This is a genomic window from Streptomyces sp. NPDC024687, from assembly GCF_055559055.1.
Window position 1 is genome coordinate 890,065 of the sequence record NZ_JBVHLJ010000003.1, and the last position, 24,456, is coordinate 914,520.

Annotated in this window: 24 protein-coding genes; 21 read left to right on the forward strand and 3 right to left on the reverse strand. The window is 70.1% G+C overall.

Translation table 11 applies throughout. The features are described 5' to 3' along the window. The first annotated feature begins 165 nt into the window (after positions 1–165). Positions 166–1,584: a sugar porter family MFS transporter gene (locus tag ACZ39I_RS15945; protein WP_451472077.1), complete on the forward strand. Its 1,419-nt coding sequence runs from the start codon at positions 166–168 to the stop codon at positions 1,582–1,584. A 418-nt stretch (positions 1,585–2,002) separates the two neighbouring features. Here ACZ39I_RS15945 and ACZ39I_RS15950 read toward each other — a convergent pair whose 3' ends face one another. Continuing rightward, a complete protein-coding gene (locus ACZ39I_RS15950) occupies positions 2,003–2,974 on the reverse strand; it encodes an LLM class flavin-dependent oxidoreductase (protein WP_467244985.1) in 972 nt (323 codons plus the stop codon). Between the two features lie 262 nt (positions 2,975–3,236). Here ACZ39I_RS15950 and ftsY point away from each other — a divergent pair, with 262 nt between their 5' ends. After that, a complete protein-coding gene (gene ftsY / locus ACZ39I_RS15955) occupies positions 3,237–4,430 on the forward strand; it encodes a signal recognition particle-docking protein FtsY (protein ID WP_352389417.1) in 1,194 nt (397 codons plus the stop codon). Between the two features lie 91 nt (positions 4,431–4,521). Here the strand turns inward: ftsY and ACZ39I_RS15960 are convergent, their stop codons facing one another. Continuing rightward, complete coding sequence (locus ACZ39I_RS15960; RefSeq protein WP_467244986.1) at positions 4,522–5,178, reverse strand: bifunctional DNA primase/polymerase; 657 nt, start codon at positions 5,176–5,178, stop codon at positions 4,522–4,524. A gap of 434 nt (positions 5,179–5,612) precedes the next feature. Between ACZ39I_RS15960 and nsdA the strand changes: the two genes are divergently transcribed. The 5 genes from nsdA (at position 5,613) to ffh (ending at position 13,217) form a co-directional block, all read left to right on the forward strand. Beyond that, positions 5,613–7,118 (forward strand): transcriptional repressor NsdA, encoded by a 1,506-nt coding sequence (gene nsdA / locus ACZ39I_RS15965; protein WP_467244987.1) that lies wholly within the window; start codon positions 5,613–5,615, stop codon positions 7,116–7,118. Between the two features lie 313 nt (positions 7,119–7,431). After that, entirely contained in the window at positions 7,432–8,763 is a 1,332-nt protein-coding gene (locus tag ACZ39I_RS15970; protein WP_467244988.1) for an ammonium transporter, read from the forward strand. Further along, a complete protein-coding gene (locus ACZ39I_RS15975) occupies positions 8,760–9,098 on the forward strand; it encodes a P-II family nitrogen regulator (protein WP_003997576.1) in 339 nt (112 codons plus the stop codon). Before ACZ39I_RS15970 ends, ACZ39I_RS15975 begins: the two co-directional genes overlap by 4 nt. Positions 9,099–9,124: 26 nt before the next feature. Next, positions 9,125–11,578, forward strand: coding sequence for a [protein-PII] uridylyltransferase (locus tag ACZ39I_RS15980; protein WP_467244989.1), 2,454 nt, complete (start codon positions 9,125–9,127; stop codon positions 11,576–11,578). 85 nt (positions 11,579–11,663) lie between these two features. Continuing rightward, the gene (ffh, locus tag ACZ39I_RS15985; protein WP_352389422.1) at positions 11,664–13,217 is read left to right on the forward strand and encodes a signal recognition particle protein; all 1,554 of its coding nucleotides are present in this window, start codon (positions 11,664–11,666) and stop codon (positions 13,215–13,217) included. Positions 13,218–13,289: 72 nt separating this feature from the next. On the opposite strand, the gene ACZ39I_RS15990 is transcribed toward ffh, so the two are convergent. Continuing rightward, on the reverse strand, positions 13,290–14,147 hold the full coding sequence (locus tag ACZ39I_RS15990) for an SAM-dependent methyltransferase (protein WP_467244990.1): 858 nt from the start codon (positions 14,145–14,147) through the stop codon (positions 13,290–13,292). Between the two features lie 199 nt (positions 14,148–14,346). On the opposite strand from ACZ39I_RS15990, the gene proS reads away from it, so the two are divergent. From proS to ACZ39I_RS16060, 14 genes are all read left to right on the forward strand, one after another. Then, positions 14,347–15,762 (forward strand): proline--tRNA ligase, encoded by a 1,416-nt coding sequence (gene proS / locus ACZ39I_RS15995; RefSeq protein WP_467244991.1) that lies wholly within the window; start codon positions 14,347–14,349, stop codon positions 15,760–15,762. 261 nt (positions 15,763–16,023) lie between these two features. Then, a complete protein-coding gene (locus ACZ39I_RS16000; protein ID WP_125189668.1) occupies positions 16,024–16,626 on the forward strand; it encodes a hypothetical protein in 603 nt (200 codons plus the stop codon). 253 nt (positions 16,627–16,879) lie between these two features. Further along, positions 16,880–17,299, forward strand: coding sequence for a 30S ribosomal protein S16 (gene rpsP, locus ACZ39I_RS16005; protein ID WP_467244992.1), 420 nt, complete (start codon positions 16,880–16,882; stop codon positions 17,297–17,299). Positions 17,300–17,301: 2 nt separating this feature from the next. After that, on the forward strand, positions 17,302–17,541 hold the full coding sequence (locus tag ACZ39I_RS16010) for an RNA-binding protein (RefSeq protein WP_005479813.1): 240 nt from the start codon (positions 17,302–17,304) through the stop codon (positions 17,539–17,541). Positions 17,542–17,624: 83 nt separating this feature from the next. After that, the gene (rimM, locus tag ACZ39I_RS16015; RefSeq protein ID WP_467244993.1) at positions 17,625–18,194 is read left to right on the forward strand and encodes a ribosome maturation factor RimM; all 570 of its coding nucleotides are present in this window, start codon (positions 17,625–17,627) and stop codon (positions 18,192–18,194) included. Further along, complete coding sequence (gene trmD, locus ACZ39I_RS16020; protein WP_467244994.1) at positions 18,194–19,027, forward strand: tRNA (guanosine(37)-N1)-methyltransferase TrmD; 834 nt, start codon at positions 18,194–18,196, stop codon at positions 19,025–19,027. The genes rimM and trmD overlap by 1 nt, the downstream gene beginning before the upstream one ends. A gap of 133 nt (positions 19,028–19,160) precedes the next feature. After that, complete coding sequence (gene rplS, locus ACZ39I_RS16025) at positions 19,161–19,511, forward strand: 50S ribosomal protein L19 (RefSeq protein ID WP_069765421.1); 351 nt, start codon at positions 19,161–19,163, stop codon at positions 19,509–19,511. A 45-nt stretch (positions 19,512–19,556) separates the two neighbouring features. Beyond that, positions 19,557–20,252, forward strand: a complete 696-nt coding sequence (gene lepB / locus ACZ39I_RS16030; RefSeq protein ID WP_467244995.1) for a signal peptidase I — start codon at positions 19,557–19,559, stop codon at positions 20,250–20,252. Next, positions 20,245–21,339, forward strand: coding sequence for a signal peptidase I (gene lepB / locus ACZ39I_RS16035; protein WP_451472089.1), 1,095 nt, complete (start codon positions 20,245–20,247; stop codon positions 21,337–21,339). Before lepB (ACZ39I_RS16030) ends, lepB (ACZ39I_RS16035) begins: the two co-directional genes overlap by 8 nt. Continuing rightward, positions 21,227–22,210 (forward strand): signal peptidase I, encoded by a 984-nt coding sequence (gene lepB / locus ACZ39I_RS16040; RefSeq protein ID WP_467244996.1) that lies wholly within the window; start codon positions 21,227–21,229, stop codon positions 22,208–22,210. The genes lepB (ACZ39I_RS16035) and lepB (ACZ39I_RS16040) overlap by 113 nt, the downstream gene beginning before the upstream one ends. 114 nt (positions 22,211–22,324) lie before the next feature. Further along, positions 22,325–23,098, forward strand: coding sequence for a signal peptidase I (gene lepB / locus ACZ39I_RS16045; RefSeq protein WP_467244997.1), 774 nt, complete (start codon positions 22,325–22,327; stop codon positions 23,096–23,098). Beyond that, complete coding sequence (locus ACZ39I_RS16050; RefSeq protein ID WP_352389432.1) at positions 23,088–23,612, forward strand: NUDIX hydrolase; 525 nt, start codon at positions 23,088–23,090, stop codon at positions 23,610–23,612. The genes lepB (ACZ39I_RS16045) and ACZ39I_RS16050 overlap by 11 nt, the downstream gene beginning before the upstream one ends. 56 nt (positions 23,613–23,668) lie before the next feature. Continuing rightward, on the forward strand, positions 23,669–23,977 hold the full coding sequence (locus tag ACZ39I_RS16055) for a DUF2469 domain-containing protein (protein WP_003965949.1): 309 nt from the start codon (positions 23,669–23,671) through the stop codon (positions 23,975–23,977). 115 nt (positions 23,978–24,092) lie between these two features. Beyond that, positions 24,093–24,455 carry a YraN family protein gene (locus ACZ39I_RS16060; protein ID WP_467244998.1) on the forward strand — a complete coding sequence of 121 codons (363 nt, stop codon included), beginning with the start codon at positions 24,093–24,095 and terminating at the stop codon, positions 24,453–24,455. Position 24,456 lies beyond the last annotated feature (1 nt).

The window sequence follows — 24,456 nt, forward strand, 5'->3', positions numbered from 1 at the left end:
CTTCGGGTACCCCGTTTCCATTCCTTCATGCTTTGAACACGAACACTTCCTCCGTGCCTGTTTTCTCACACAGCCCTAGGCATTGGTTTCGGAACTTGAAGGCATAGGGTTTCCATCGTTGTTCTTGCCTTCAGGCAGCGTTGCCGATGGCCTTAGGAGTTGAGCGTGACCAGCACAGCGCAGGCGCAGAAGTCAGGAGCCGGAACGGCTCATCCCGATCATCTCGGGCACGTCATCTTCATCGCGGCGGCGGCCGCGATGGGCGGATTCCTCTTCGGTTACGACAGCTCCGTGATCAACGGCGCGGTCGAGGCCATCCGAGGCCGCTACGACGTCGGCTCCGCGGCCCTGGCGCAGGTCATCGCCATCGCCCTGATCGGCTGTGCGATCGGCGCGGCGACCGCGGGACGCATCGCGGACCGCATCGGCCGTATCCGGTGCATGCAGATCTCGGCCGTGCTCTTCACGGTCAGCGCCGTCGGTTCGGCGCTGCCCTTCGCGCTGTACGACCTGGCGTTCTGGCGGGTCGTCGGCGGTTTCGCCATCGGCATGGCCTCGGTCATCGGCCCCGCCTACATCGCCGAGGTGGCCCCGCCCGCCTACCGCGGCCGGCTCGGCTCCTTCCAGCAGGCCGCGATCGTCATCGGCATCGCCATCTCGCAGCTGGTCAACTGGGGTCTGCTGAACGCCGCCGGCGGTGACCAGCGCGGCAAGCTGATGGGCCTCGAGGCCTGGCAGGTCATGCTCGGCGTCATGGTGATCCCGGCCGTTCTCTACGGGCTGCTCTCCTTCGCCATCCCCGAGTCCCCGCGGTTCCTGATCTCCGTCGGCAAGCGCGAGCGGGCCCGGGAGATTCTCGCGGAGGTCGAGGGCGACAAGATCGACCTTGACGCGCGCGTCGCCGAGATCGAGCACGCCATGAAGAGCGAGCACAAGTCGACCTTCAAGGACCTGCTCGGCGGCTCCTTCTTCTTCAAGCCGATCGTCTGGGTCGGCATCGGCCTGTCGGTCTTCCAGCAGTTCGTCGGCATCAACGTCGCGTTCTACTACTCCTCGACGCTGTGGCAGTCGGTCGGCGTCGACCCGACGGACTCGTTCTTCTACTCCTTCACGACGTCGATCATCAACATCGTCGGCACCGTGATCGCGATGATCTTCGTGGACCGCGTCGGCCGCCGCCCGCTCGCCCTGATCGGCTCGGTCGGCATGGTGATCGGTCTCGCGCTGGAGGCCTGGGCGTTCTCCTTCGACCTGGTCGACGGCAAGCTGCCGGCCGCGCAGGGCTGGACCGCCCTCATCGCCGCCCACGTGTTCGTCCTCTTCTTCGCCCTGTCCTGGGGTGTCGTCGTGTGGGTCTTCCTCGGTGAGATGTTCCCGAACAAGCTCCGTGCCGCCGCCCTGGGCGTGGCCGCGGCCGCGCAGTGGATCGCCAACTGGGCCATCACCGCGAGCTTCCCGTCGCTGGCCGACTGGAACCTCTCCGCGACCTACGTGATCTACACGGTCTTCGCCGCGCTCTCCATCCCGTTCGTCCTCAAGTACGTCAAGGAGACGAAGGGCAAGGCCCTGGAGGAGATGGGCTGACTCCCCCCGCGAACCCGGGGGGAGGGGCCAACACCCCGCTGCCCTTCTCCCCGAACCGTCCGCCGCCCCCGGCCCGGCAACCGCCTGGACCGGGGGCGGCGGTGTCGTGCGGGGGTCACCAGATGAGGACGCCTCCGCCACTCGACCGTGCGTAGCCGCTGCGTGCCGTGGGCGACCTCGTCCGTACGGGAGCGCGGCAGGGCGACCACGCGCCGCAACTCCGGCACGTACTCGGCTCGGCCTCTACCCTCCGGATACCCGTGGGTCAGATCAGGGAAGAAGCAGGTGCCGAGCGAGCGGACCGGGCCCCCACCCCCACACCCTCGGATGCTCCCCGTGCCCGAGGGCGCGCCTCGGGGGCCCAGTGGATCACTGGCTCCCGAACCCCGGACCCCGAGCCATCGGTCGTCGCCGCAGTTCAAGCGCCCAGCGCCGGAAGCACCTGTTCCGCGAACAGCCGCAGGCTGCGCCACCCCTCCTCCACCGGCATCCCGCCCGCCAGCGGATGCAGGACCAGGTTGTCGAGGCCCTGCTCCACGCACTCCTCGGGCGTGAGGATCCGGTACACGCCCTCCGCGCGGAGCTCGTCCACCGACGTGGCCGCCGAGCGGACCGCCGAGCGGATGTCGCCGGACTGCCAGGAGGCGTAGGTCCGGGCCTCGTGGAGGAAGTGCTCTCCGTGACGCGCCCACGCCTCGTCCGGGTTCTCGGCGATGTGCAGCAACGGCGTCTCGGCCGTCGGCATCATGGTCCAGCCCTCGGTGCCGTACTCGACGAGGCGTTCCTTGTAGTACGCCTCCAGCTCCGGGAGGTGGGCGCTGGGGAAGAAGGGCAGGCCCAGGCGGGCGGCCCGGCGGGCTGCGGCCTTGGAGGAGCCGCCGACCAGGAGCAGGGGGTGCGGGTCGGTGAAGGGGCGCGGGGTGACCCGTACCGTACGGCCCCGGTACTCGAACTCCTCGCCGGTCCAGGCTTTCAGCAGGGTCTCCAGCAGCTCGTCCTGCAAGCGGCCCCGCCGCCGCCACTCCACGTCGAACAGGGCGTACTCCTCGGGGCGGTATCCGATCCCGGCGACCGTCACCAGCCGGCCGCCGCTCAGCAGATCCAGTACGGCGATCTCCTCGGCCAGGCGGAGCGGGTCGTGCAGCGGGCCGATCACGGCGGAGACGGTGACCGCGATGGTGCGCGTCGCGCCGAACACCGCGCCCGCGAAGGTGAACGGCGACGGCAGCCAGTTGTTGTCGACGCCGTGGTGCTCCTCGGTCTGCACGGTGGTGATCCCGTGCTCGTCGGCGTACGCGGCCATGTCCAGGGCGGCCCGGTAGCGGGCGCTGAGGGAGGCGGGCGTCGCGCCGGGCTCGACGAGGTTGAAACGGACGACCGTGACGGGCATGGGAGGTCCCCCTTCACCGGACGGGTGGTGCGGGGACGGTAGCTGACGGGACGTCAGATTGCCATGGGCCGGCAGGCGCGGGCGGCGGGGGAGGCCTGCGCGGGCGACCCGGTGCGTGGCGAAGGGTGTCGGCCCGGGCCCGGGAGGGCACCGGGAGCGGCGAGAGAACGGCGGCGAAAGCGCGGAGGAAGTTCGCCGCTGCCGCGCAGGCACGCGTTGGAGCTGGGTCCGGCCGTGGCCCATGGCCGATACTGGGTGGGTTATGGAAACCGTCATCCTTGCTGTAGTCATCGCCGTGGTCGTGCTCGGTGTCCTCGGCGGGCTCGTCGTCGGCAGCCGACGCAAGAAGCCGCTGCCCCCGCCGCCTCCCGCCGCGCCCGACATCACCGCCCCTCCGGCCGAGCCGCACGTCGGCGACGAGGCCGAGACGCCGCGCGACGAACCGCGCCGGACCATTGAGGAGGTCGATCTCCCGGGCGGCTCGGCGCCGCCCGTCATCGAAGAGCTCCCCCCGACCGAGCTCGAAGTCCCGGAGCCCACCGCCGGACGCCTGGTCCGGCTGCGCTCCCGGCTCTCCCGCTCGCAGAACGCGCTCGGCAAGGGGCTGCTCACGCTCCTGTCGCGCGAGCACCTCGACGACGACACCTGGGAGGAGATCGAGGACATCCTCCTCACCGCCGACGTCGGTGTGGCCCCCACCCAGGAACTGGTCGACGGGCTGCGCGAGCGGGTGAAGGTGCTGGGCACCCGGACCCCCGACGAACTGCGTGGCCTGCTGCGCGGCGAGCTGCTCAAGCTGGTCGGCACCGAGGTCGACCGCTCGGTGAAGACCGAGCCCGAGGAGCGCAAGCCGGGCATCGTGATGGTCGTCGGGGTCAACGGCACCGGCAAGACCACCACCACCGGCAAGCTCGCGCGGGTGCTCGTGGCCGACGGGCGCAGTGTCGTCCTGGGTGCCGCCGACACCTTCCGGGCCGCCGCCGCCGACCAGCTCCAGACCTGGGGCGAGCGGGTGGGCGCCCACACCGTGCGCGGGCCCGAGGGCGGCGACCCCGCCTCCGTCGCCTTCGACGCGGTGAAGGAGGGCAAGGAGATGGGGGTCGACGTGGTCCTCATCGACACCGCGGGCCGCCTCCACACCAAGACCGGTCTCATGGACGAGCTCGGCAAGGTCAAGCGGGTCGTGGAGAAGCACGCCCCGGTCGACGAGGTGCTGCTGGTCCTCGACGCCACCACCGGGCAGAACGGCCTGGTACAGGCCCGCGTCTTCGCCGAGGTCGTCGACATCACCGGCATCGTCCTGACCAAGCTCGACGGCACGGCCAAGGGCGGCATCGTGGTCGCGGTCCAGCGCGAACTGGGCGTGCCGGTCAAGCTGATCGGCCTCGGAGAGGGCGCCGACGACCTGGCGCCGTTCGAGCCGGAAGCGTTCGTGGACGCGCTGATCGGCGAGTGAGGAACCGTACGCGCGAAGAAGCGCCCGCCCCCGAGGTGCAGTCGGGAGCGGGCGCTTCGCTGTGTACGCCGTACGTCCTGCTCAGTAAGCCCTACGCCCGTGACCGGTGTGCCACGTAAGCCAGCGTGCCCAGCAGCAGACGGGCCGCCGGTGGTTGCGTCGCCGTGTCCAAGGACGGCGGCCGCAGCCACTGCACCGGCCCCAGGCCGCCCCGGTCCGACGGCGGAGCCGTGATGTACGTGCCGGAACCCAGGCCGCGCAGGTCGAGGGAGGCGGTGTCGTCCCAGCCCATGCGATAGAGGAGTGCGGCCAGGTCGGACGCGGCGCCCGGGGCGACGAAGAACTGGGCGCGGCCCTCGGGGGTCGCGGTGACCGGGCCGAGGGGCAGGCCCATGCGCTCCAGGCGGACCAGGGCGCGGCGCCCGGCCGGCTCGGCGACCTCGATGACGTCGAAGGCGCGGCCGACGGGCAGCATCACCGAGGCGCCGGGGAACTCGGACCACGCCTTGGTCACCTCGTCGAGCGTGGCCCCGGCCGGAACCGGCGGCGCGAAGTCCAGGGGGTGGGCGCCGGGGTGACGGCAGTCCGCGCGGCCGCAGGAGCAGGCGCCGGCCGAAGCACGCGCGCCGGGGACGACGTCCCAGCCCCAGAGTCCGGTGAACTCGGCGACGGCGGTGCACTCCGAGGAGCGGCCGCGCCTGCGCGTACCGGAACGGATCTCCCGAATGCCGCCGATCGTGAAGCCCATGCCCCCTCCAACGGGTTCAGCGCGCCGGTGGTTACGCGACGGACGCGGTCGGTCACTCTCCGTTTCCTCTTCCGGGTGACGGTGGCGCCCGGAAGCGCCCAGGGTGGTGTGTCGGGGCATGTGCGCCCCCGAGTGCACCGCTCCGCCCATCCCGCTCGGCCTATGTCAAGTGAATCGTGTGGAGGCGACCGTGAGTTCATTCGAAGGGGTGGCGAATGGTGGCGTTTCCGGGATCGCCATGGCTGGACGCGTGATCGTAGGATTACTGTGAGTGCACGAGTCCTGGGGGTACATGCACTTGTGGGTATGCCGGAGGCAAGTCGGTTCCCCGTTCGAAGGCTGACAACCGCCGGACGAACGGCCGCATTTACCGGCATTCTGTTAGGGCTTGGCGCACTCGGCGACAAGTGGTCTCAGAAAATGGGGGCGTTCCAGTGGGCGGCAACAGCGGAAGCGGGACGGACGCCGGGAGTGCTGCGCACAGCTCCTCCCCGGCCGACAAGCGCCCCAACGAGCTGCTCACCTCCTGGTTCGTGCGCAGCGGCTGGTCGAAGGGCGAGCTCGCCCGCCAGGTCAACCGCAGGGCCCGCCAGTTGGGCGCCAACCACATCTCCACCGACACCTCGCGGGTGCGCCGCTGGCTGGACGGCGAGAACCCCCGCGAACCCATCCCCAAGATCCTTTCCGAGCTGTTCTCCGAGCGGTTCGGATGCGTCGTCTCCGTCGAGGACCTCGGGCTGCGCGCCGCCCGCCAGTCACCGTCCACGACCGGGGTCGACCTGCCCTGGACGGGCCCGCAGACCGTGGCCCTGCTCAGCGAGTTCTCGCGCAGCGACCTCATGCTGGCGCGGCGCGGCTTCCTCGGGAGCTCGCTGGCCCTCTCCGCGGGCCCGTCCCTCATCGAGCCCATGCAGCGCTGGCTGGTCCCCGGCCCCGCCGCCACCCCGCACCGGGAGCCCGACCCCGCCGCGTCCCGCCGCGCCGGCCGGCTCTCCAAGCCGGAGCTCGACCTCCTCGAGTCGACGACCGTGATGTTCCGCCAGTGGGACGCCCAGTGCGGCGGCGGCCTGCGCCGCAAGGCGGTCGTCGGCCAGCTGCACGAGGTGACGGACCTCCTCCAGGAGCCCCAGCCCGGGACCACCACCCGCAAGCTGTTCAAGGTCGCCGCCGAGCTGGCCGAACTCGCGGGCTGGATGTCGTACGACGTGGGGCTCCAGCCCACCGCCCAGAAGTACTTCGTCCTCGCCCTGCACGCGGCCAAGGAGGCCGGTGACAAGCCGCTCGGCTCCTATGTCCTGTCCAGCATGAGCCGCCAGATGATCCACCTCGGGCGGCCCGAGGACGCCCTGGAGCTGATCCACCTCGCGCAGTACGGCAGCCGGGACTGCGCGAGCCCGCGCACCCAGTCCATGCTGTATGCGATGGAGGCCCGCGCCTACGCCAACATGGGGCAGCCCGGCAAGTGCAAGCGGGCGGTCCGGATGGCCGAGGACACCTTCGCCGACGCCGACGAGTGGGACGAGCCCGACCCCGACTGGATCCGCTTCTTCTCCGAGGCGGAGCTGTACGGCGAGAACTCCCACTCCTACCGAGACCTGGCATACGTCGCCGGTCGCAGCCCGACCTACGCCTCGCTGGCCGAGCCTCTCATGCAGCGGGCGGTGGAGCTCTTCTCCGACGACGGCGAGCACCAGCGGTCGTACGCACTCAATCTCGTCGGCATGGCCACGGTGCACCTGCTGCGACGCGAGCCGGAACAGAGCACCGTACTGGTGGAACAGGCCATGCACATCGCCAAGAAGGTCCGGTCCGAGCGCGTCAACACTCGTATTCGAAAGACGGTCGACACGGCCGTACGCGATTTCGGTGATCTCGCCGAGGTCGTGGACCTCACCGACAAGCTCGCCGTCGAACTCCCGGAGACCGCGGAAGCCGTCTGAATCCCTTGAACCCCGGCCGCGGCCGGCCCTCCCGAACTGCCCGACTCGGCTCCCCCATGCCAGGTCATCGGAAGGCCGACCGCGGCCGGTTTTACGCCTTCTCCGAAGGTTGCGCCACGATAACGATCGACGCGGCCCATATCTGCCAGTTCATCGACGCGTAACACACGAGGCGTCTTCGTCACGGCGGCGAAACAACGAGGGGCTTCCGCCGAAACCGCGCTGCGTCAATCTCATGGCGCATAACCGGCCCACCCCTCAATCCGCTCTGGCTTCGCCCGCACGGGGCCGTACCTACGACGAGGAGACGCCGATGGCACCAGCCATCACGCTCGCCGCAGACAAACTGTCTGTGGCCAACACAGGCTTCATGTTGATCTGTTCCGCCCTGGTGCTGGTCATGACCCCGGGCCTCGCCTTCTTCTACGGAGGCATGGTCCGCGTCAAGAGCACCCTCAACATGCTGATGATGAGCTTCATCAGCATGGGTATCGTCACGATCCTGTGGGTGCTGTACGGCTTCTCCATGGCGTTCGGTACGGACCACGGTTCGCTCATCGGCTGGGAATCCGACTTCTTCGGATGGACCGGCATCGACAAGGGCGACATCTGGTCCGGATATACGATCCCGGTTCTCGCCTTCGCCGTCTTCCAGATGATGTTCGCGATCATCACGCCGGCCCTGATAAGCGGTGCGCTCGCCGACCGCGTGAAGTTCTCCGCCTGGGCGCTCTTCGTCGCGCTGTGGGCGACGGTCGTGTACTTCCCGGTCGCCCACTGGGTCTGGGGCACCGGCGGCTGGGCCTTCGAGCTCGGTGTGATCGACTTCGCCGGTGGTACCGCGGTCCACATCAACGCGGGTGCCGCGGCGCTCGGTGTGATCCTGGTCATCGGCAAGCGCGTCGGCTTCAAGCGTGACCCGATGCGCCCGCACAGCCTTCCGCTGGTCATGCTCGGCGCGGGCCTGCTGTGGTTCGGCTGGTTCGGCTTCAACGCCGGCTCGTGGCTCGGCAACGACGACGGCGTCGGCTCGCTGATGTTCGTCAACACGCAGATCGCCACCGCGGCCGCGATGCTCGCCTGGCTCATCTACGAGAAGATCCGCCACGGCGCGTTCACCACGCTGGGCGCCGCCTCCGGCGCGGTCGCCGGTCTGGTCGCCATCACCCCCTCCGGTGGTGCGATCACCCCGATCGGCGCGATCTGCATCGGCGCCATCGCCGGTGTCGCCTGCGCCGCGGCCGTCGGCCTGAAGTACCGCTTCAACTACGACGACTCCCTGGACGTCGTCGGTGTCCACATGGTCGGCGGTGTCATCGGCTCCCTGCTGATCGGCTTCTTCGCCAGCGGCACGGGCCAGTCCGACGTCAAGGGCCTGTTCTACGGCGGCAACGCGGACCAGCTCTGGAAGCAGTGCGCCGGTGTCTTCGCGGTCCTCGCCTACTCCCTGATCGCCTCCGCGATCCTCGCCTTCCTGCTCGACAAGACGATCGGCATGCGGGTCGACGAGGACGAGGAGGTCTCGGGCATCGACCAGGCCGAGCACGCCGAGACCGCATACGACTTCAGCGGCGCCGGCGGTGGTTACGACCGCAGCGCCGTGCCGACCCCGCCCGCCTCTGAGTCCAAGAAGGTGGACGCATGAAGCTCATCACCGCCGTCGTCAAGCCGCACCGGCTCGACGAGATCAAGGAAGCCCTCCAGGCCTTCGGGGTCCACGGCCTGACGGTCACCGAGGCGAGCGGTTACGGTCGTCAGCGGGGCCACACCGAGGTCTACCGCGGTGCCGAGTACACCGTGGACCTCGTCCCGAAGATCCGCATCGAGGTCCTCGCGGAGGACGACGACGCCGAGCAGCTGATCGACGTCATCGTCAAGGCGGCCCGTACCGGCAAGATCGGTGACGGCAAGGTCTGGTCCCTGCCCGTCGAGACCGCCGTACGGGTCCGGACGGGCGAGCGCGGCCCGGACGCGCTCTGACCGAAGAACAGAACAGGAGCTACTGGGTGACGGGCACGAACGTGCACAAGGACGTAGAGGACTCGGGACCCAGTGGCTATGCGGCGGCCCGGCTGCGCCTCCTCCAGGAGGAGGCGCGGTCAGGGCCGCCGCGCCGTTCCGCCCTCTCGAAACTGACGGACGACTGGCTCTCGGGGCTGTTCACCGCGGGCGCCGAGCAGCTGCGCGGGGTCTCCCTGATCGCCGTCGGCGGCTACGGCCGCGGCGAACTGTCGCCCCGCAGTGACCTGGACCTGGTCCTGCTGCACGACGGCAGCGACTCGGGCGCGGTCGCCGCACTCGCCGACCGCATCTGGTACCCCGTGTGGGACCTCGGCCTCGCTCTCGACCACTCCGTGCGCACGCCCGCGGAGGCCCGCAAGACGGCCGGGGAGGATCTGAAGGTCCAGCTCGGCCTCCTGGACGCCCGCCACATCGCCGGTGATCTGGGGCTGACGGCGGGACTGCGTACGGCCGTCCTCGCCGACTGGCGCAACCAGGCGCCCAAGCGTCTGCCCGAGCTCCAGGAACTGTGCGCCGAGCGCGCCGAGCGCCAGGGGGAGCTGCAGTACCTGCTCGAACCCGACCTGAAGGAAGCCCGCGGCGGACTCCGGGACGCCACCGCCCTGCGTGCCGTCGCCGCCTCCTGGCTGGCCGACGCCCCGCGCGAGGGCCTCGACGACGCCCGGCGCCGGCTGCTCGACGTCCGGGACGCCCTGCACCTGGCGACGGGCCGCGCGACCGACCGGCTCGCGCTCCAGGAACAGGACCAGGTCGCCGCCGAGCTCGGTCTGCTCGACGCCGACACCCTGCTGCGGCAGGTCTACGAGGCCGCCCGGGTCATCTCGTACGCCAGTGACGTCACCTGGCGCGAGGTGGGGCGCGTGCTCAGGTCGCGTGCCGTGCGGCCGCGGCTGCGCGCCATGCTCGGCGGCGGCAAGCCGGTGGCCGAAAGGTCGCCGCTGGCGGAGGGGGTCGTCGAGCAGGACGGCGAGGTGGTGCTCGCCCGCGCCGCGCGCCCCGACCGCGACCCCGTGCTCCCGCTGCGTGCCGCGGCCGCCGCCGCTCAGGCAGGACTCCCGCTCTCCCTGCACGCCGTACGGCGCATGGCGACCGGAGCGCGCCCGTTGCCCACGCCGTGGCCCGCCGAGGCGCGCGAACAGCTCGTGACCCTGCTCGGCTCGGGCCAGCCCACCATCGACGTCTGGGAGGCCCTGGAGGCCGAGGGCCTGATCACCCAGATGCTGCCCGACTGGGAGCGGGTGCGCTGCCGCCCGCAGCGCAACGCCGTGCACATCTGGACCGTCGACCGGCACCTGATCGAGACGGCGGTCCGTGCCTCGGAGTTCACCCGGCGCGTCCACCGCCCCGACCTGCTGCTCGTCGCCGCCCTGCTGCACGACATCGGCAAGGGCTGGCCCGGTGACCACTCGGTGGCCGGCGAGATCATCGCCAAGGACGTCGCCGCGCGGATCGGCTTCGACCGCGACGACGTCGCCGTACTCGCCGCTCTCGTACGGCACCACCTGCTGCTCGTGGACACCGCGACCCGGCGTGACCTGGAGGACCCGGCCACGCTGCGCTCGGTGGCCGAGGCGGTCGGATCGCAGGGCACGCTGGAGCTGCTGCACGCGCTGACCGAGGCCGATGCCCTGGCCACCGGACCGGCCGCCTGGTCGTCCTGGCGGGGCTCGCTCGTCGCCGACCTGGTCAAGCGGGTGGCCGCGGTGCTCGCCGGGGACGAGCCCGACGAGCCCGAGGCGGCCGCGCCCACCGCCGAACAGGAGCGGCTCGCCATCGAGGCGATCGCGACGGGCGGCCCGGTGCTGTCCCTGCGCGCGCAGACCGAGCCGCCCGTTGTCCCGGAGGACCAGCCGGCCGGGGATCCCGAGCCGCTCGGCGTGGAGCTCGTGATCGCCGTACCGGACCAGCCGGGTGTGCTGCCCGCGGTCGCCGGAGTGCTGGCCGTGCACCGGCTGACCGTCCGCACCGCGGAGCTGAGCACCCAGGACCTGCCCGACGGCGTCGAGGGTGCCGTGCTCCTGCTGAACTGGCGGGTCGCCGCCCAGTACGGTTCGCTGCCCCAGGCGGCCCGGCTGCGTGCCGATCTCGTACGGGCCCTGGACGGCTCACTGGACGTCGCCGGGCGCCTGGCCGAGCGGGACGCCGCCTATCCGAGGCGCCGCGGTGTCGTCGCGCCCGCCGCCCGCGTGACGGTCGCTCCGGCGGCCTCCCGGCACGCCACGGTGATCGAGGTGCGTGCCCAGGACGCCCCGGGACTGCTGTTCCGCATCGGACGCGCCCTGGAGGACGCCGGGGTGCGGATGCGCAGCGCGCACGTGTCGACGCTGGGCGCCAACGCGGTGGACGCCTTCTACGTCACCGACGGCAAGGGCGCCCCGCTCGGGGCCGGAGAAGCGGCTTCCGTGGCCCGGAAGCTGGAGGAGACCTTGCGGGGCTGACCCGGGGGATCCCGGCAACGTGTGTCGCCGGGATACCCTGGAGGGCGATTCCCAGCTGCCACCGACCCCGAGGACCGCGAGCGCCGTGTTCGATACTCTTTCCGATCGCCTCTCAGCGACTTTCAAGAACCTGCGCGGCAAGGGACGGCTCTCCGAGGCGGACATCGACGCCACCGCGCGCGAGATCCGGATCGCGCTCCTCGAGGCGGACGTGGCCCTGCCGGTCGTCCGGACGTTCATCAAGAACGTCAAGGAGCGTGCCCTCGGCGCCGACGTCTCCCGGGCGCTGAACCCCGCCCAGCAGGTCCTGAAGATCGTGAACGAGGAGCTCGTCACGATCCTCGGCGGCGAGACCCGGCGGCTGCGGTTCGCCAAGAACCCGCCCACCGTGATCATGCTGGCCGGTCTCCAGGGTGCCGGTAAGACCACCCTCGCGGGCAAGCTCGGCCACTGGCTGAAGGAGCAGGGCCACTCGCCCCTCCTGGTCGCCGCCGACCTCCAGCGCCCCAACGCCGTCAACCAGCTCAGCGTCGTCGCCGAGCGCGCCGGTGTCGCGGTCTACGCCCCCGAGCCGGGCAACGGCGTCGGTGACCCGGTCAAGGTCGCCAAGGACTCCATCGACTTCGCGAAGTCCAAGGTCCACGACATCGTGATCGTGGACACCGCCGGCCGTCTCGGTATCGACCAGGAACTGATGCAGCAGGCCGCGGACATCCGCGACGCGGTCTCGCCGGACGAGATCCTCTTCGTCGTCGACGCGATGATCGGCCAGGACGCGGTCAACACCGCCGAGTCCTTCCGCGACGGCGTCGGCTTCGACGGCGTGGTGCTCTCCAAGCTCGACGGTGACGCCCGCGGTGGTGCGGCCCTGTCGATCCGGCAGATCACCGGCAAGCCGATCATGTTCGCGTCGAACGGCGAGAAGCTCGAGGACTTCGACGCCTTCCACCCTGACCGGATGGCCTCCCGCATTCTCGACATGGGTGACCTGCTCACCCTGATCGAGCAGGCGGAGAAGACGTTCAGCCAGGAAGAGGCCGAGAAGATGGCCTCCAAGCTGGCGTCCAAGAAGGGCCAGGACTTCACCCTGGACGACTTCCTGGCCCAGATGGAGCAGGTCCGGAAGATGGGCAGCATCTCCAAGCTGCTCGGCATGCTCCCGGGAATGGGCCAGATCAAGGACCAGATCAACAACCTCGACGAGCGGGACGTCGACCGCACGGCCGCCATCATCAAGTCGATGACCCCGGCCGAGCGCGCCGACGCCACGATCATCAACGGCTCGCGGCGTGCCCGTATCGCCAAGGGTTCCGGCGTCGAGGTCAGCGCGGTCAAGAACCTCGTCGAGCGGTTCTTCGAGGCCCGCAAGATGATGTCGCGCATGGCTCAGGGCGGCGGGATGCCGGGTATGCCCGGGATGCCGGGCATGGGCGGCGGCCCCGGCCGCGCCAAGAAGCAGCAGAAGAAGGCCAAGGGCAAGCAGCGCTCGGGCAACCCCATGAAGCGCAAGCAGCAGGAGGCCGAGGAGGCCGCGCGCAAGGCCGCGGGCGCCCAGGGCGGAGGCGCCTTCGGCGTACCCGGTCAGCAGGTCCCGCAGGACTTCGAACTTCCGGACGAGTTCAAGAAGTTCATGGGCTGAGCGCGCCTGTGCCGGGGTGACCGACGGCGACGTACCGCCGGAGGTCACCCGGCTCAGCGAGGAGGCCGACGGCTAGGGCACCCGGGCGACCAGGTAGCGGAAGACGTTCGGCATCCATACCGTGCCGTCCCGGCGCTGGTACGGGTGCAGGGCTTCTGTGACCTCCTTGTCCACCTGGGCCCGGTCGGTCGCCTCGATGGCCGCGTCGAAGAGGCCGGTCGACAGCAGGCCCTTGAGCGCGCTGCCGAGGTCGGCGTAGCCGAAGGGGCAGGACACCCGCCCCGAGCCGTCGGGCCGCAGGCCGGCCCGCTGGGCGACCTCCTCCAGGTCGTCACGCCGGGGCGGACGCCAACTGCCCGAGCCGCGCAGCGGATCCGTCAGCTTGGTGGCGACCCGCAGCACGGACGACGTGGCGCACCGTTCCGGCGGACCCCAGCCGACGAGCGCCACGGGCGCCCCCCGCTCGGCGAGCGGAGTCGCCGAGGCGAGAAGCTCACCAAGGCCCTCCGAGTCACCCGCGAGACCCCCGATCGGCTCGAAGGCGGTCACGAGGGTGTACGGGGCGGTCCCGTCGTCGGTGGCGTCCCCGGGCGCTCCCTCGACGAGCCTGGTGCCGGCCCCCGCGCGCGTGCCCCGGGCCTCCGGCAGCAGCCGCTCCCGCGCGAGCGCCAGCCGTTCGGGGGAGGAGGGCTCGACCCCGGCGACCGCGGCGCCCCGGGAGGTGGCCATTAACAGGGCGAGCCCGCTGCCGCAGCCAAGGCCCAACAGCCGCGTCCCGGGACCCACTTCCAGTCGCTCGTAGACGGCCTCGTACAGCGGAACCAGCATCCGCTCCTGGATCTCGGACCAGTCACGCGCGCGTGCACCGAGGTCCGCACGGAAGGTGTGTCCCGCTGAGGGCAGGTGCTGCCGCACGAGCGTAGGTGTCATGGATAAGCGCCCCAATCCGCCGAGAGTTGACTCTGTGCCCGATTCCGTGGCCCCCGTGACGTGCGCTCGCACTTCCCCCGTATGCCAGGTAACTCCGCACTCGACCGCTCGTCCAGAGGCAGAAGGGCCCTGTTGCCGGTTGGCATGTGCCGGGGAAAAGAATTCACATCCCGGCAACGTGCGCCCGTACCATCGCGCCATGGCAAAGGCACCTGTTCTCACACCCCGGGCGGACGACTTCCCGCGCTGGTACCAGGATCTGGTCGGCAAGGCCGAACTGGCCGACAACGGTCCGGTGCGCGGCACCATGGTCATCCGACCGTACGGGTACGGGCTGTGGGAGCGGATGCAGGCCGAGATGGACGCCCGGATCAAGGCGACGGGCACGCACAACGCGTACTTCCCGCTGCTGATCCCGCAGTCGTACCTCACCCGTGAGGCCGACCACGTCGAGGGCTTCGCGCCCGAGCTCGCGGTCGTCACCCACGGCGGCGGCAAGGAGCTGGAGGAGCCCGCGGTCGTCCGCCCCACCTCCGAGATGATCGTCAACGACTACTTCTCGAAGTGGGTGCAGAGTTACCGCGACCTGCCCCTGCTGATCAACCAGTGGGCCAACGTGGTGCGTTGGGAACTCAGGCCCCGGCTCTTCCTGCGCACGACGGAGTTCCTGTGGCAGGAGGGCCACACGGCGCACGCCACCGAACAGGACGCGCGCGAGTTCGCCTCGCACATCCACCGGCAGGTCTACGAGGACTTCATGACCGACGTTCTCGCCATGGACGTCGTCCCCGGTCGCAAGACCGTCAAGGAGCGCTTCGCCGGCGCCGTCAACACCCTCACGCTCGAAGGCATGATGGGCGACGGCAAGGCCCTCCAGATGGCCACCAGCCACGAGCTGGGCCAGAACTTCGCCAAGGCCTTCAACACCTCGTACCTGTCGAAGGACGGCACCCAGGAACTCGTCTGGCAGACCTCCTGGGGCTCCACCACACGCATGATCGGCGCCCTGGTGATGATGCACGGCGACGACAACGGCCTGCGCGTCCCGCCGCGGCTCGCGCAGACCCAGGTCGTCGTGCTCGCCATCAAGGGGGACGAACCGGTTCTGGCCAAGGTCCGCGACATCGGCGACCGGCTGAAGGCGGCGGGGCTGCGCGTCCACGTCGACGACCGCACCGACACCCCCTTCGGGCGCCGCGCGGTCGACTGGGAGCTCAAGGGCGTGCCGGTCCGCGTCGAGGTCGGGCCCCGTGACCTGGAGAGCGGTACCGCGATGGTGGCCCGCCGCATTCCGGGAGGCAAGGTGGCGGTCGCCGTCGACGATCTCGTACGACTGCTCCCGGCCGTCCTCGAGGAGGACCAGGCGCTGCTGCTGGCCCAGTCCCGCGAGCGCCGCGAGTCCCGGACGGCCGACGTGTCGACGTTCGACGAAGCCGTCGAGGCCGCCGTCGCCGGCGGCTGGGCCCGGATCCCGTGGGCCACTCTCGGCGAAGAGGGCGAGGCCAGGCTGGCCGAGCACGCGGTGACCGTACGCTGTCTGGTCGCCGAGGACGGGTCGGTGCCGGGAACCGACGACGCCCCCGGTAACGTCGCAGTTGTCGCGCGCGCTTACTGAGGCAGCGCCCTTCCGGTGCGAGAGCGACCGAAACGTCTCTTGCGCACCCGCGGATCACACCCGCACCGGCGCGTGGACACGATCTACGCGCCGGGGCGTACCTCACACTACGCACCACCTTGTGGCGAGCTGTGAGGCTTCTCCGCAGATCAGCGCACCCGCCCTCGTCTCCACGCATCAGTCGCAACTGACGGGTACGTGCAAATTATTTGGGATGCCCCGGAATAGGAACACAGCGGCACCCTGGCTCGTTGTCATTACGTGAGCACGACACAGACACCACCTGTACTCGCCGCAGAGCTGGCAGAGGCGTGGGCCGACATTCAGCGGTACCACCCCGAACTGCCGGACCTTGCCGCGCCAGAGTCCCTGATCGGGGAGTCGTCGTCCGCGTGCGGTCACGAGCTCTCCTTCGAGCGACTGCTTCACGAGGCAGTCCACGGCATCGCCGCCGCGCGAGGCATCCGCGACACCTCCCGCGCCGGCCGCTACCACAACCGCAGATTTCTCGCGATCGCCGAGGAGATGGGCCTGGACCACCCCGAGGAACCGCATCCGAGCAGCGGCTTCTCCCTGGTCACGCTCACCCCCGAGGCAAAGCGCCGGTACCGCCCGACCATCGAGCGGCTCCAGCGCGCCCTCAAGGCCCACACGGCGGCGACCTCCGCCGACACCGCCCGTTCCTTCCGGGGGCCGGCGGCTCGTCACGGCTCCTCCGGAGGCGGGGTCCGGGTCAAGGCGGTCTGCGACTGCGGCCGCAATGTGCGGGTCGTCCCCTCCGTCCTGGCCCAGGCGCCGATCGTCTGCGGGGGCTGCGGGAAGCCGTTCCGCATTCCCGACATCGTGGGCGCGGCGGCGAGCTGAGACCGCGGCTGCTCGTGGCAGCCGCGATCCTGCCTGGGGGCACCTGAAGTGCCGGGTGCCCCTCAGGCATGCTCGTGCGCGGCCTCGGTCCGAAGGGGGTCCCAGGGTGTGGCACAATGGCTAGCTGTACTCGACAGCCGCACAGGAACCCTCTCGCCTCCGGCTGACGCGTCCATCGGGCACTCGGGTACCGCAACCCCACGCGGCCGTCTCGCCGTGCCCAACCACGTCAATTCCAGGAGAACCCACTCCCGTGGCAGTCAAGATCAAGCTGAAGCGTCTGGGCAAGATCCGTTCGCCTCACTACCGCATCGTCGTCGCCGACTCCCGCACCCGTCGTGACGGCCGTGCGATCGAGGAGATCGGCCTGTACCACCCGGTGCAGAACCCCTCGCGCATCGAGGTCGACTCGGACCGCGCGCAGTACTGGCTGGGTGTCGGCGCGCAGCCGACCGAGCCCGTGCTCGCCATTCTGAAGAAGACCGGCGACTGGCAGAAGTTCAAGGGCGAGCCCGCCCCGGCTCCGCTGCTCCAGCCGGCCGAGAAGGCCGCGCGTCCCTCGTTCGAGGCCCTCGGTGGCGACGACGAGGGCAAGGGTGAGGCCATCACCCAGAAGAAGAAGGCTGAGAAGAAGGACGAGGCTCCGGCCGAGTCCGGGTCGACCGAGGCCTGAGCATGCTCGAGGAGGCTCTCGAGCACCTCGTGAAGGGCATCGTCGACAACCCTGACGATGTGCAGGTCGCCTCGCGCGACCTGCGCCGCGGGCGAGTGCTGGAGGTCCGGGTCCACCCCGACGACCTCGGCAAGGTGATCGGCCGCAACGGCCGCACCGCACGCGCCCTGCGGACCGTCGTGGGCGCCATCGGCGGCCGCGGTGTCCGCGTCGACCTCGTCGACGTCGACCACGTCCGCTGACGTCAAACGCAGCACCGGCTCGGGCCGGGGAGGGCCATCGGGCCGTCCCCGGCCCGTAGTCGTATGACAGGAGAGCAAGCACAGTGCAGCTGGTAGTCGCACGGATCGGCCGCGCCCACGGCATCAAGGGCGACGTCACCGTCGAGGTACGAACCGACGAGCCCGAACTCAGGCTCGCCCCCGGCGCCGTCCTGGCCACCGACCCGGCCTCCACGGGCCCCCTCACCATCGAGGCCGGCCGCGTCCACAGCGGCCGTCTCCTCCTGCGCTTCGAGGGCGTGAAGGACCGCAGCGCCGCCGAGGCCCTCCGCAACACCCTCCTGATCGCCGAGGTCGATCCGGAGGAGCTGCCGGAGGAGGAGGACGAGTACTACGACCACCAGCTGATGGACCTGGACGTGGTCACCGCGGACGGCGTCGAGGTCGGCCGGATCACCGAGATCTCGCACCTGCCCTCCCAGGACCTCTTCATCGTCGAGCGGCCCGACGGCAGCGAGGTGATGATCCCGTTCGTCGAGGAGATCGTCGCCGAGATCGACCTGGTCGAGCAGAAGGCGGTCATCACACCACCGCCCGGACTGATCGACGACCGCGCCGAGATCGCGTCCTCCCGGGACTCCGAGGACTCTCAGGACTCCGAGGACGCGTCCTGATGCGGCTCGACGTCGTCACGATCTTCCCCGAGTACCTCGACCCCCTCAACGTCTCCCTGGTCGGCAAGGCCCGCGCGCGTGGGCAGCTGAACGTGCACGTCCACGATCTGCGCGCGTGGACGTACGACCGTCACAACACCGTCGACGACACCCCGTACGGCGGCGGCCCGGGCATGGTCATGAAGACCGACCCCTGGGGGGACGCGCTGGACTCCGTGCTGGCGGACGGCTACGAGACGGGCTCGCACGCGCCCGCCCTCATCGTCCCCACCCCCAGCGGCCGTCCCTTCACCCAGGAACTCGCCGTGGAACTCTCCGAGTGCCCCTGGCTGATCTTCACGCCCGCGCGCTACGAGGGCATCGACCGCCGGGTGATCGACGAGTACGCCACGAGGATGCCCGTCCACGAGGTGTCCATCGGCGACTACGTCCTCGCCGGCGGCGAAGCGGCCGTACTCGTGATCACCGAGGCGGTGGCCCGGCTGCTGCCCGGCGTCCTCGGCAACGCCGAGTCGCACCGGGACGACTCCTTCGCGCCCGGAGCCATGGCCAACCTGCTCGAAGGCCCCGTCTACACCAAGCCGCCCGAGTGGCGCGGCCGTGGCATCCCGGACGTCCTGCTCAGCGGGCACCACGGCAAGATCGCCCGCTGGCGCCGCGACGAGGCGCTCACGCGTACGGCGGCCAACCGGCCCGACCTGATCGAGCGCTGCGACCCGGCGGCCTTCAACAAGAAGGACCGCGAGATGCTCTCCATCCTGGGCTGGGCGCCCGACCCGGCGGGGGAGCCGTACGGACGATTTTGGCGCAGGCCACAAGCCGTGGAAGAATAGGCCCCTGTTGTGCGTCGTCCGGCGTGCGCCCCTGCCACAGGGGGACACGACGCCCGCCCCGACACGGACAGCCTCCTCACGAAACACTATCTACCGCCGATGACCTGTGGCATGGGCGAAGAAAGCAGACGAAATGTCTCACCTGCTCGACATCGTCGACTCCGCGTCGCTGCGTACCGACATCCCGGCCTTCCGTCCGGGTGACACCGTCAACGTCCACGTCCGCGTCATCGAGGGCAACCGCTCCCGTGTGCAGCAGTTCAAGGGCGTAGTCATCCGTCGTCAGGGTGCCGGTGTCCGCGAGACCTTCACGGTCCGCAAGGTCTCGTTCTCCGTCGGCGTCGAGCGCACCTTCCCGGTGCACACCCCGATCGTCGAGAAGATCGAGCTCGTGACCCGCGGTGACGTGCGTCGCGCGAAGCTGTACTACCTGCGCGAGCTCCGCGGCAAGGCCGCGAAGATCAAGGAGAAGCGCGACAACTGAGCGCCTCTCGGAGGTCACAGCGGGGCCGGATAGCATCTGGCTGCGATGGACACCGAAGCACAGCCGACGGAGCGCGACCGCTCCTCCCGCCCCGGACCAGGGGCCGCGGAGGGACGGTCGCGTTTCGCGTTGGTGTCGAGAATCACCCCGTGGCTGCCCGGCGGCTGGATCTCCCTGACTCTGCTGCTCTGCCTGGTCCTTCTCCTGCTGATCAGTACGTTCGTGGTCAGACCTTTCCAGATTCCCAGCGGATCCATGGAAAACGGATTGAGGATCGGGGACCGCGTTCTCGTAAATAGGTTCGCGTACCGTTTCGGTGCCGAGCCGCGCCGGGGAGATGTGGTCGTGTTCGACGGAACCGGGTATTTCGGGGACGGGGACTACATCAAGCGCGTTGTGGGCGTGGGGGGAGACCACGTGGTCTGCTGCGACACGAAGGGGAGGGTCGAGGTGAACGGCCGGTCGGTCGACGAGTCGGGCTTCCTGTACCCCGGCGACAGCCCCTCCTCGGTGCCCTTCGAGGTCGAGGTGCCCGACGGCACCCTGTTCGTACTCGGTGACCACCGCAGCATCTCCAGCGACTCCCGGGACCATCTGGGCTCACCGGGCGGCGGCATGGTCCCCGTCGGTGATGTCCTCGGACGGGCCGACTGGATCATCTGGCCCGCCGGCCACACCGTCCGCCTGCACCGTTCTGACGCCTACGCGCGCGTGCCCGCAGCGGAGGGTGCGCATGGGTAACCGCGGCAAACCGCGCGGTGTGTCGAGCACCGCGGCCGAGAATCTGCTGCCCACCGGCGTCCGGCGCTCCGCCAGTCCCACCGGCGGCCGCTCCCGCGCGGAGCGGCGCAAGCTCCAGCGCAAGGTGAAGCGGCGCAGAAGGCGCGGCGCGGTCAAGGAGATACCCCTCCTGGTCGGCGTGGCCGTCCTGATAGCCCTGGTCCTGAAGACGTTTCTCGTCCAGGCGTTCGTGATCCCGTCCGGCTCGATGGAGCAGACGATCCGCATCGGCGACCGTGTCCTGGTCGACAAGCTCACCCCGTGGTTCGGCTCCGAACCGAAGCGCGGGGACGTCGTCGTCTTCAAGGACCCGGGCGGCTGGCTCCAGGACGAGCAGACCACGACGAAGAAGGACGACCCCGTCGTCGTCAAGCAGGTCAAGGAGGGACTCACCTTCATCGGCCTGCTGCCGTCCGACAACGAGAAGGACCTGATCAAACGGGTCGTCGGAGTCGGCGGCGACCGGGTCAAGTGCTGTGACACCGAGGGGCGGGTGACCGTCAACGGCGTTCCTCTGAGCGAGACGGACTACCTGTATCCCGGGAACGCCCCGTCCACCCAGCAGTTCGACATCACCGTCCCCCAGGGGCGGCTGTGGGTGATGGGTGACCACCGCGCCAACTCCGCGGACTCCCGCTCGCACCAGGACACCGACTACGGCGGCACCGTGTCCCTGGACTCGGTGGTGGGACGGGCCAGGATCATCGCGTGGCCGTTCGGCCACTGGACCACGCTGGACGAACCGAAAACTTACTCTTCCATTGCCGACTCGGTGTCCGGGGCGACCGCAGCCTCCCAGCCGTCGCTTAGGGTTGCTCCCGACGATCCGAACGAAGCGATCCAACTCCCGAGCCCTGCGGAACTCCCGCTCGTTATGGGAGTGGTGGGCCTGCGCCGTACCTGGCGCCGGCGGCGGCACAGAGTAAGGAGTTGGCGTGGGGGATGTTGCGGTTGGCGCACGATCCGGGCACGACGGCGAGGAGCACCGCGGACGCCCCGTGGAAGCAGCCGACCCGGCCGTGGAGGGCGCCGTACCCTTCGGGAATGACCCGGCCGCGGGCGGCGAGGGGCCGCCGGTGGACGAACCCCCCGGGACCGGCGGCGGTGGGACGGGCGGTTCCACGCCCGGGGCGAAGAAGCAGCGCTCCTTCTGGAAGGAGCTGCCCATCCTGATCGGCATCGCGCTCGTGCTGGCGCTGCTGATCAAGACGTTCCTGGTGCAGGCCTTCTCGATCCCGTCCGACTCGATGCAGAACACCCTCCAGCAGGGCGACCGGGTGCTGGTCGACAAGCTCACCCCGTGGTTCGGCTCCGAGCCCGAGCGCGGCGAGGTCGTCGTCTTCCACGACCCGGACAACTGGCTGGCGGGCGAGCCGGTGGCGGACCCGAACGCCGTACAGACGTTCCTGTCCTGGATCGGTCTGATGCCCTCCGCGACGGAGAAGGACCTCATCAAGCGCGTCATCGGCGTGGGCGGTGACACGGTCTCCTGCAAGGACACCGGCCCGCTCAAGGTCAACGGCAAGGCACTGAACGAGGCGTCGTACGTCTACGCCGGCAACACGCCGTGCAGCCAGGACGACCAGGGCGGCCAGTTCACCGTGAAGGTCCCCAAGGGCTACATCTGGGTGATGGGCGACCACCGGCAGAACTCCCGTGACTCGCGCTACAACCAGTCGGACAAGCACCACGGCATGGTCCCGGTCGACGACGTCGTGGGCCGCGCCATCGTGAAGGCCTGGCCGATCAACCGCTGGGGCACCCTGCCCAAGCCGGACACCTTCGACCAGGCGGGCATCAACGACCGGTCGTCCGCTTCGGCCGCCCTCAGTGTGGCTCCCCAGGGGATCGCTCTCGTCGGTGTGGTGCCGGTGGCGCTGTGGCGTCGCAGGAAGGCCGCCGTCGAGCGGACCCGCTGAGCGTTGCCCGGCCGACCGATGCCACGGGCCTGGTGAAAGCTTTGCGGAGCTTGTCGCTCCGTCCGGGCAGGAGGGGCTGACCCGCTCAGGTACCGCCGGGTAGGGTGCGGAGCCATGGGTGGCGAGAGCACGACACGTACGGCCCCGCGCAGCGGGAGCACCAGCACGGGCCCGGTGGGCAGCCGGACCGGACAGCGACTGTCCGGACTGGCCGTCGCGCTGGGCCTGGTGCTGTTCCTCGGGGGATTCGCCTGGGGAGCGGTGGTCTACCTGCCGTACACCGTGCCCACCAGCTCGATGACGCCCACGATCGACGCCGGCGACCGGGTGCTGGCGCAGCGCGTCGACGGCGACGAGATACGCCGGGGTGACGTCGTCGTCTTCACCGACGAGACCTGGGTGAGCAACGCGCCCGTGGTCAAGCGGGTCGTCGCGGTCGGCGGCGACACGGTCTCCTGCTGCACGGACGGGAAGCTGACCGTCAACGGCAAGCAGATCGACGAGACCTACCTCAAGGGCGGCCCGGTCGAGGACAAGACCATCCCGACCGTGAAGGTGCCCCAGGGCCGGCTGTTCCTGCTCGGCGACGAGCGCCAGGGCTCGCTGGACTCCTCCGCCCACCTCACCGACGCCGCCCAGGGCACCGTCGCCCGCTCGGCCGTGACCGCCCGCGTGGACGCCGTTGTCTGGCCCATGAAGGGCATGCTGGAGCGCCCCACCGGCTTCGAGCCCCTGGGCGCGCTCTCCTCGCCCGGCCCGCTGCGTACGATCTTCTTCCTGATCGTCGCCGGCGGGGCGCTGGTGCTGGGCGGCGGGGCGTACGGGCCCGTGGCCAAGCTGTTCGGCAGGCGCTCCCGGGTCCGGACGGAGCCCGTCGGTGCCCGCTGAGGCGCCGGCCGCGTCCGGGGACTCGCCCGAAGGCGCGCTGCGCAAGGTGGCCCGAGTGGTACTGCTCGATCCCGAGGACCGCATCCTGCTGCTGCACGGGCACGAGCCGGACGATCCGGCCGACGACTGGTGGTTCACGCCCGGCGGCGGACTGGAGGGCGACGAGACCCGTGAAGAGGCCGCTCTGCGGGAACTCGCCGAGGAGACCGGCATCACCGAGGTGGAACTCGGGCCGGTGCTCTGGCGGCGGATGTGCTCGTTCCCGTTCGCGGGCCGTCGCTGGGACCAGGACGAGTGGTACTACCTGGCCCGTACGACGGTGACGGCCACCCGGGCCACGGCCCTGACCGAGCTGGAGCGACGCAGTGTCGCCGGAGCGCGCTGGTGGACGTGTCAGGAACTGAGCCAGGCACATGAGACGGTGTATCCGACCAGACTCGCCGAGCTGCTGCGCAGGCTGCTCGACGAAGGTCCCCCGGCCGGGCCCGTGACCCTCGACACCGAAATCGTCTAGGTGCTGACGGGACTGGCGCACAATGGTGGGATCGCACGGCTGAAGGGGAACATGCCATGAGCGCCGAGGACCTCGAGAAGTACGAGACCGAGATGGAGCTCAAGCTCTACCGGGAGTACCGCGATGTCGTCGGTCTGTTCAAATACGTGATCGAGACCGAGCGGCGCTTCTACCTGACCAACGACTACGAGATGCAGGTGCACTCGGTCCAGGGTGAGGTGTTCTTCGAGGTGTCCATGGCGGATGCGTGGGTGTGGGACATGTATCGGCCGGCTCGCTTCGTGAAACAGGTCCGGGTGCTGACGTTCAAGGACGTGAACATCGAGGAGCTGAACAAGAGCGATCTGGAGCTGCCGGGCGGGTGACGGGCGCTTTTTCGCCCGTGTGGGTGACGGGGTTTTCCACAACCGCTGAGTAGTCCACCAAGATCAACTCGGTGGGCGGGGTTGCGTGATCGTTGGCGCCGGAGGTGGTGCCGACATGAACGCACGCAGTGCACTCGGCAAGTACGGCGAGAGTCTGGCCGCGCGGCGGCTGACCGAGGCCGGGATGACCGTCCTGGAGCGCAACTGGCGCTGTGGCAGGACGGGCGAGATCGACATCGTGGCGCGGGACGGCGAGATCCTGGTCGTCTGCGAGGTCAAGACACGACGGGTGGGTGCGTTCGAGCACCCCATGGCCGCGGTGACCCCCGAGAAGGCGGAGCGCCTGCGGGGCCTCGCCGCCTGCTGGATCCATGCCCACGGAGGGGCGCCACCGGGAGGCGTCCGCATCGACCTGGTGGGCGTCGTCCTGCCCCGCCGCGGCGCGCCCGTGGTCGAGCATGCGCGGGGGGTGGCCTGAG

Bases quoted from the DNA above. Each gene is read 5' to 3' on its own strand.
- ACZ39I_RS15950 (WP_467244985.1), bottom strand. From the start codon at position 2,974: ATGCCCGTCACGGTCGTCCGTTTCAACCTCGTCGAGCCCGGCGCGACG.
- ftsY (WP_352389417.1), top strand. From the start codon at position 3,237: ATGGAAACCGTCATCCTTGCTGTAGTCATCGCCGTGGTCGTGCTCGGT.
- ACZ39I_RS15960 (WP_467244986.1), bottom strand. From the start codon at position 5,178: ATGGGCTTCACGATCGGCGGCATTCGGGAGATCCGTTCCGGTACGCGC.
- ACZ39I_RS15970 (WP_467244988.1), top strand. From the start codon at position 7,432: ATGGCACCAGCCATCACGCTCGCCGCAGACAAACTGTCTGTGGCCAAC.
- ACZ39I_RS15975 (WP_003997576.1), top strand. From the start codon at position 8,760: ATGAAGCTCATCACCGCCGTCGTCAAGCCGCACCGGCTCGACGAGATC.
- ACZ39I_RS15990 (WP_467244990.1), bottom strand. From the start codon at position 14,147: ATGACACCTACGCTCGTGCGGCAGCACCTGCCCTCAGCGGGACACACC.
- proS (WP_467244991.1), top strand. From the start codon at position 14,347: ATGGCAAAGGCACCTGTTCTCACACCCCGGGCGGACGACTTCCCGCGC.
- ACZ39I_RS16010 (WP_005479813.1), top strand. From the start codon at position 17,302: ATGCTCGAGGAGGCTCTCGAGCACCTCGTGAAGGGCATCGTCGACAAC.
- trmD (WP_467244994.1), top strand. From the start codon at position 18,194: ATGCGGCTCGACGTCGTCACGATCTTCCCCGAGTACCTCGACCCCCTC.
- rplS (WP_069765421.1), top strand. From the start codon at position 19,161: ATGTCTCACCTGCTCGACATCGTCGACTCCGCGTCGCTGCGTACCGAC.
- lepB (WP_467244995.1), top strand. From the start codon at position 19,557: ATGGACACCGAAGCACAGCCGACGGAGCGCGACCGCTCCTCCCGCCCC.
- lepB (WP_451472089.1), top strand. From the start codon at position 20,245: ATGGGTAACCGCGGCAAACCGCGCGGTGTGTCGAGCACCGCGGCCGAG.
- lepB (WP_467244997.1), top strand. From the start codon at position 22,325: ATGGGTGGCGAGAGCACGACACGTACGGCCCCGCGCAGCGGGAGCACC.
- ACZ39I_RS16055 (WP_003965949.1), top strand. From the start codon at position 23,669: ATGAGCGCCGAGGACCTCGAGAAGTACGAGACCGAGATGGAGCTCAAG.
- ACZ39I_RS16060 (WP_467244998.1), top strand. From the start codon at position 24,093: ATGAACGCACGCAGTGCACTCGGCAAGTACGGCGAGAGTCTGGCCGCG.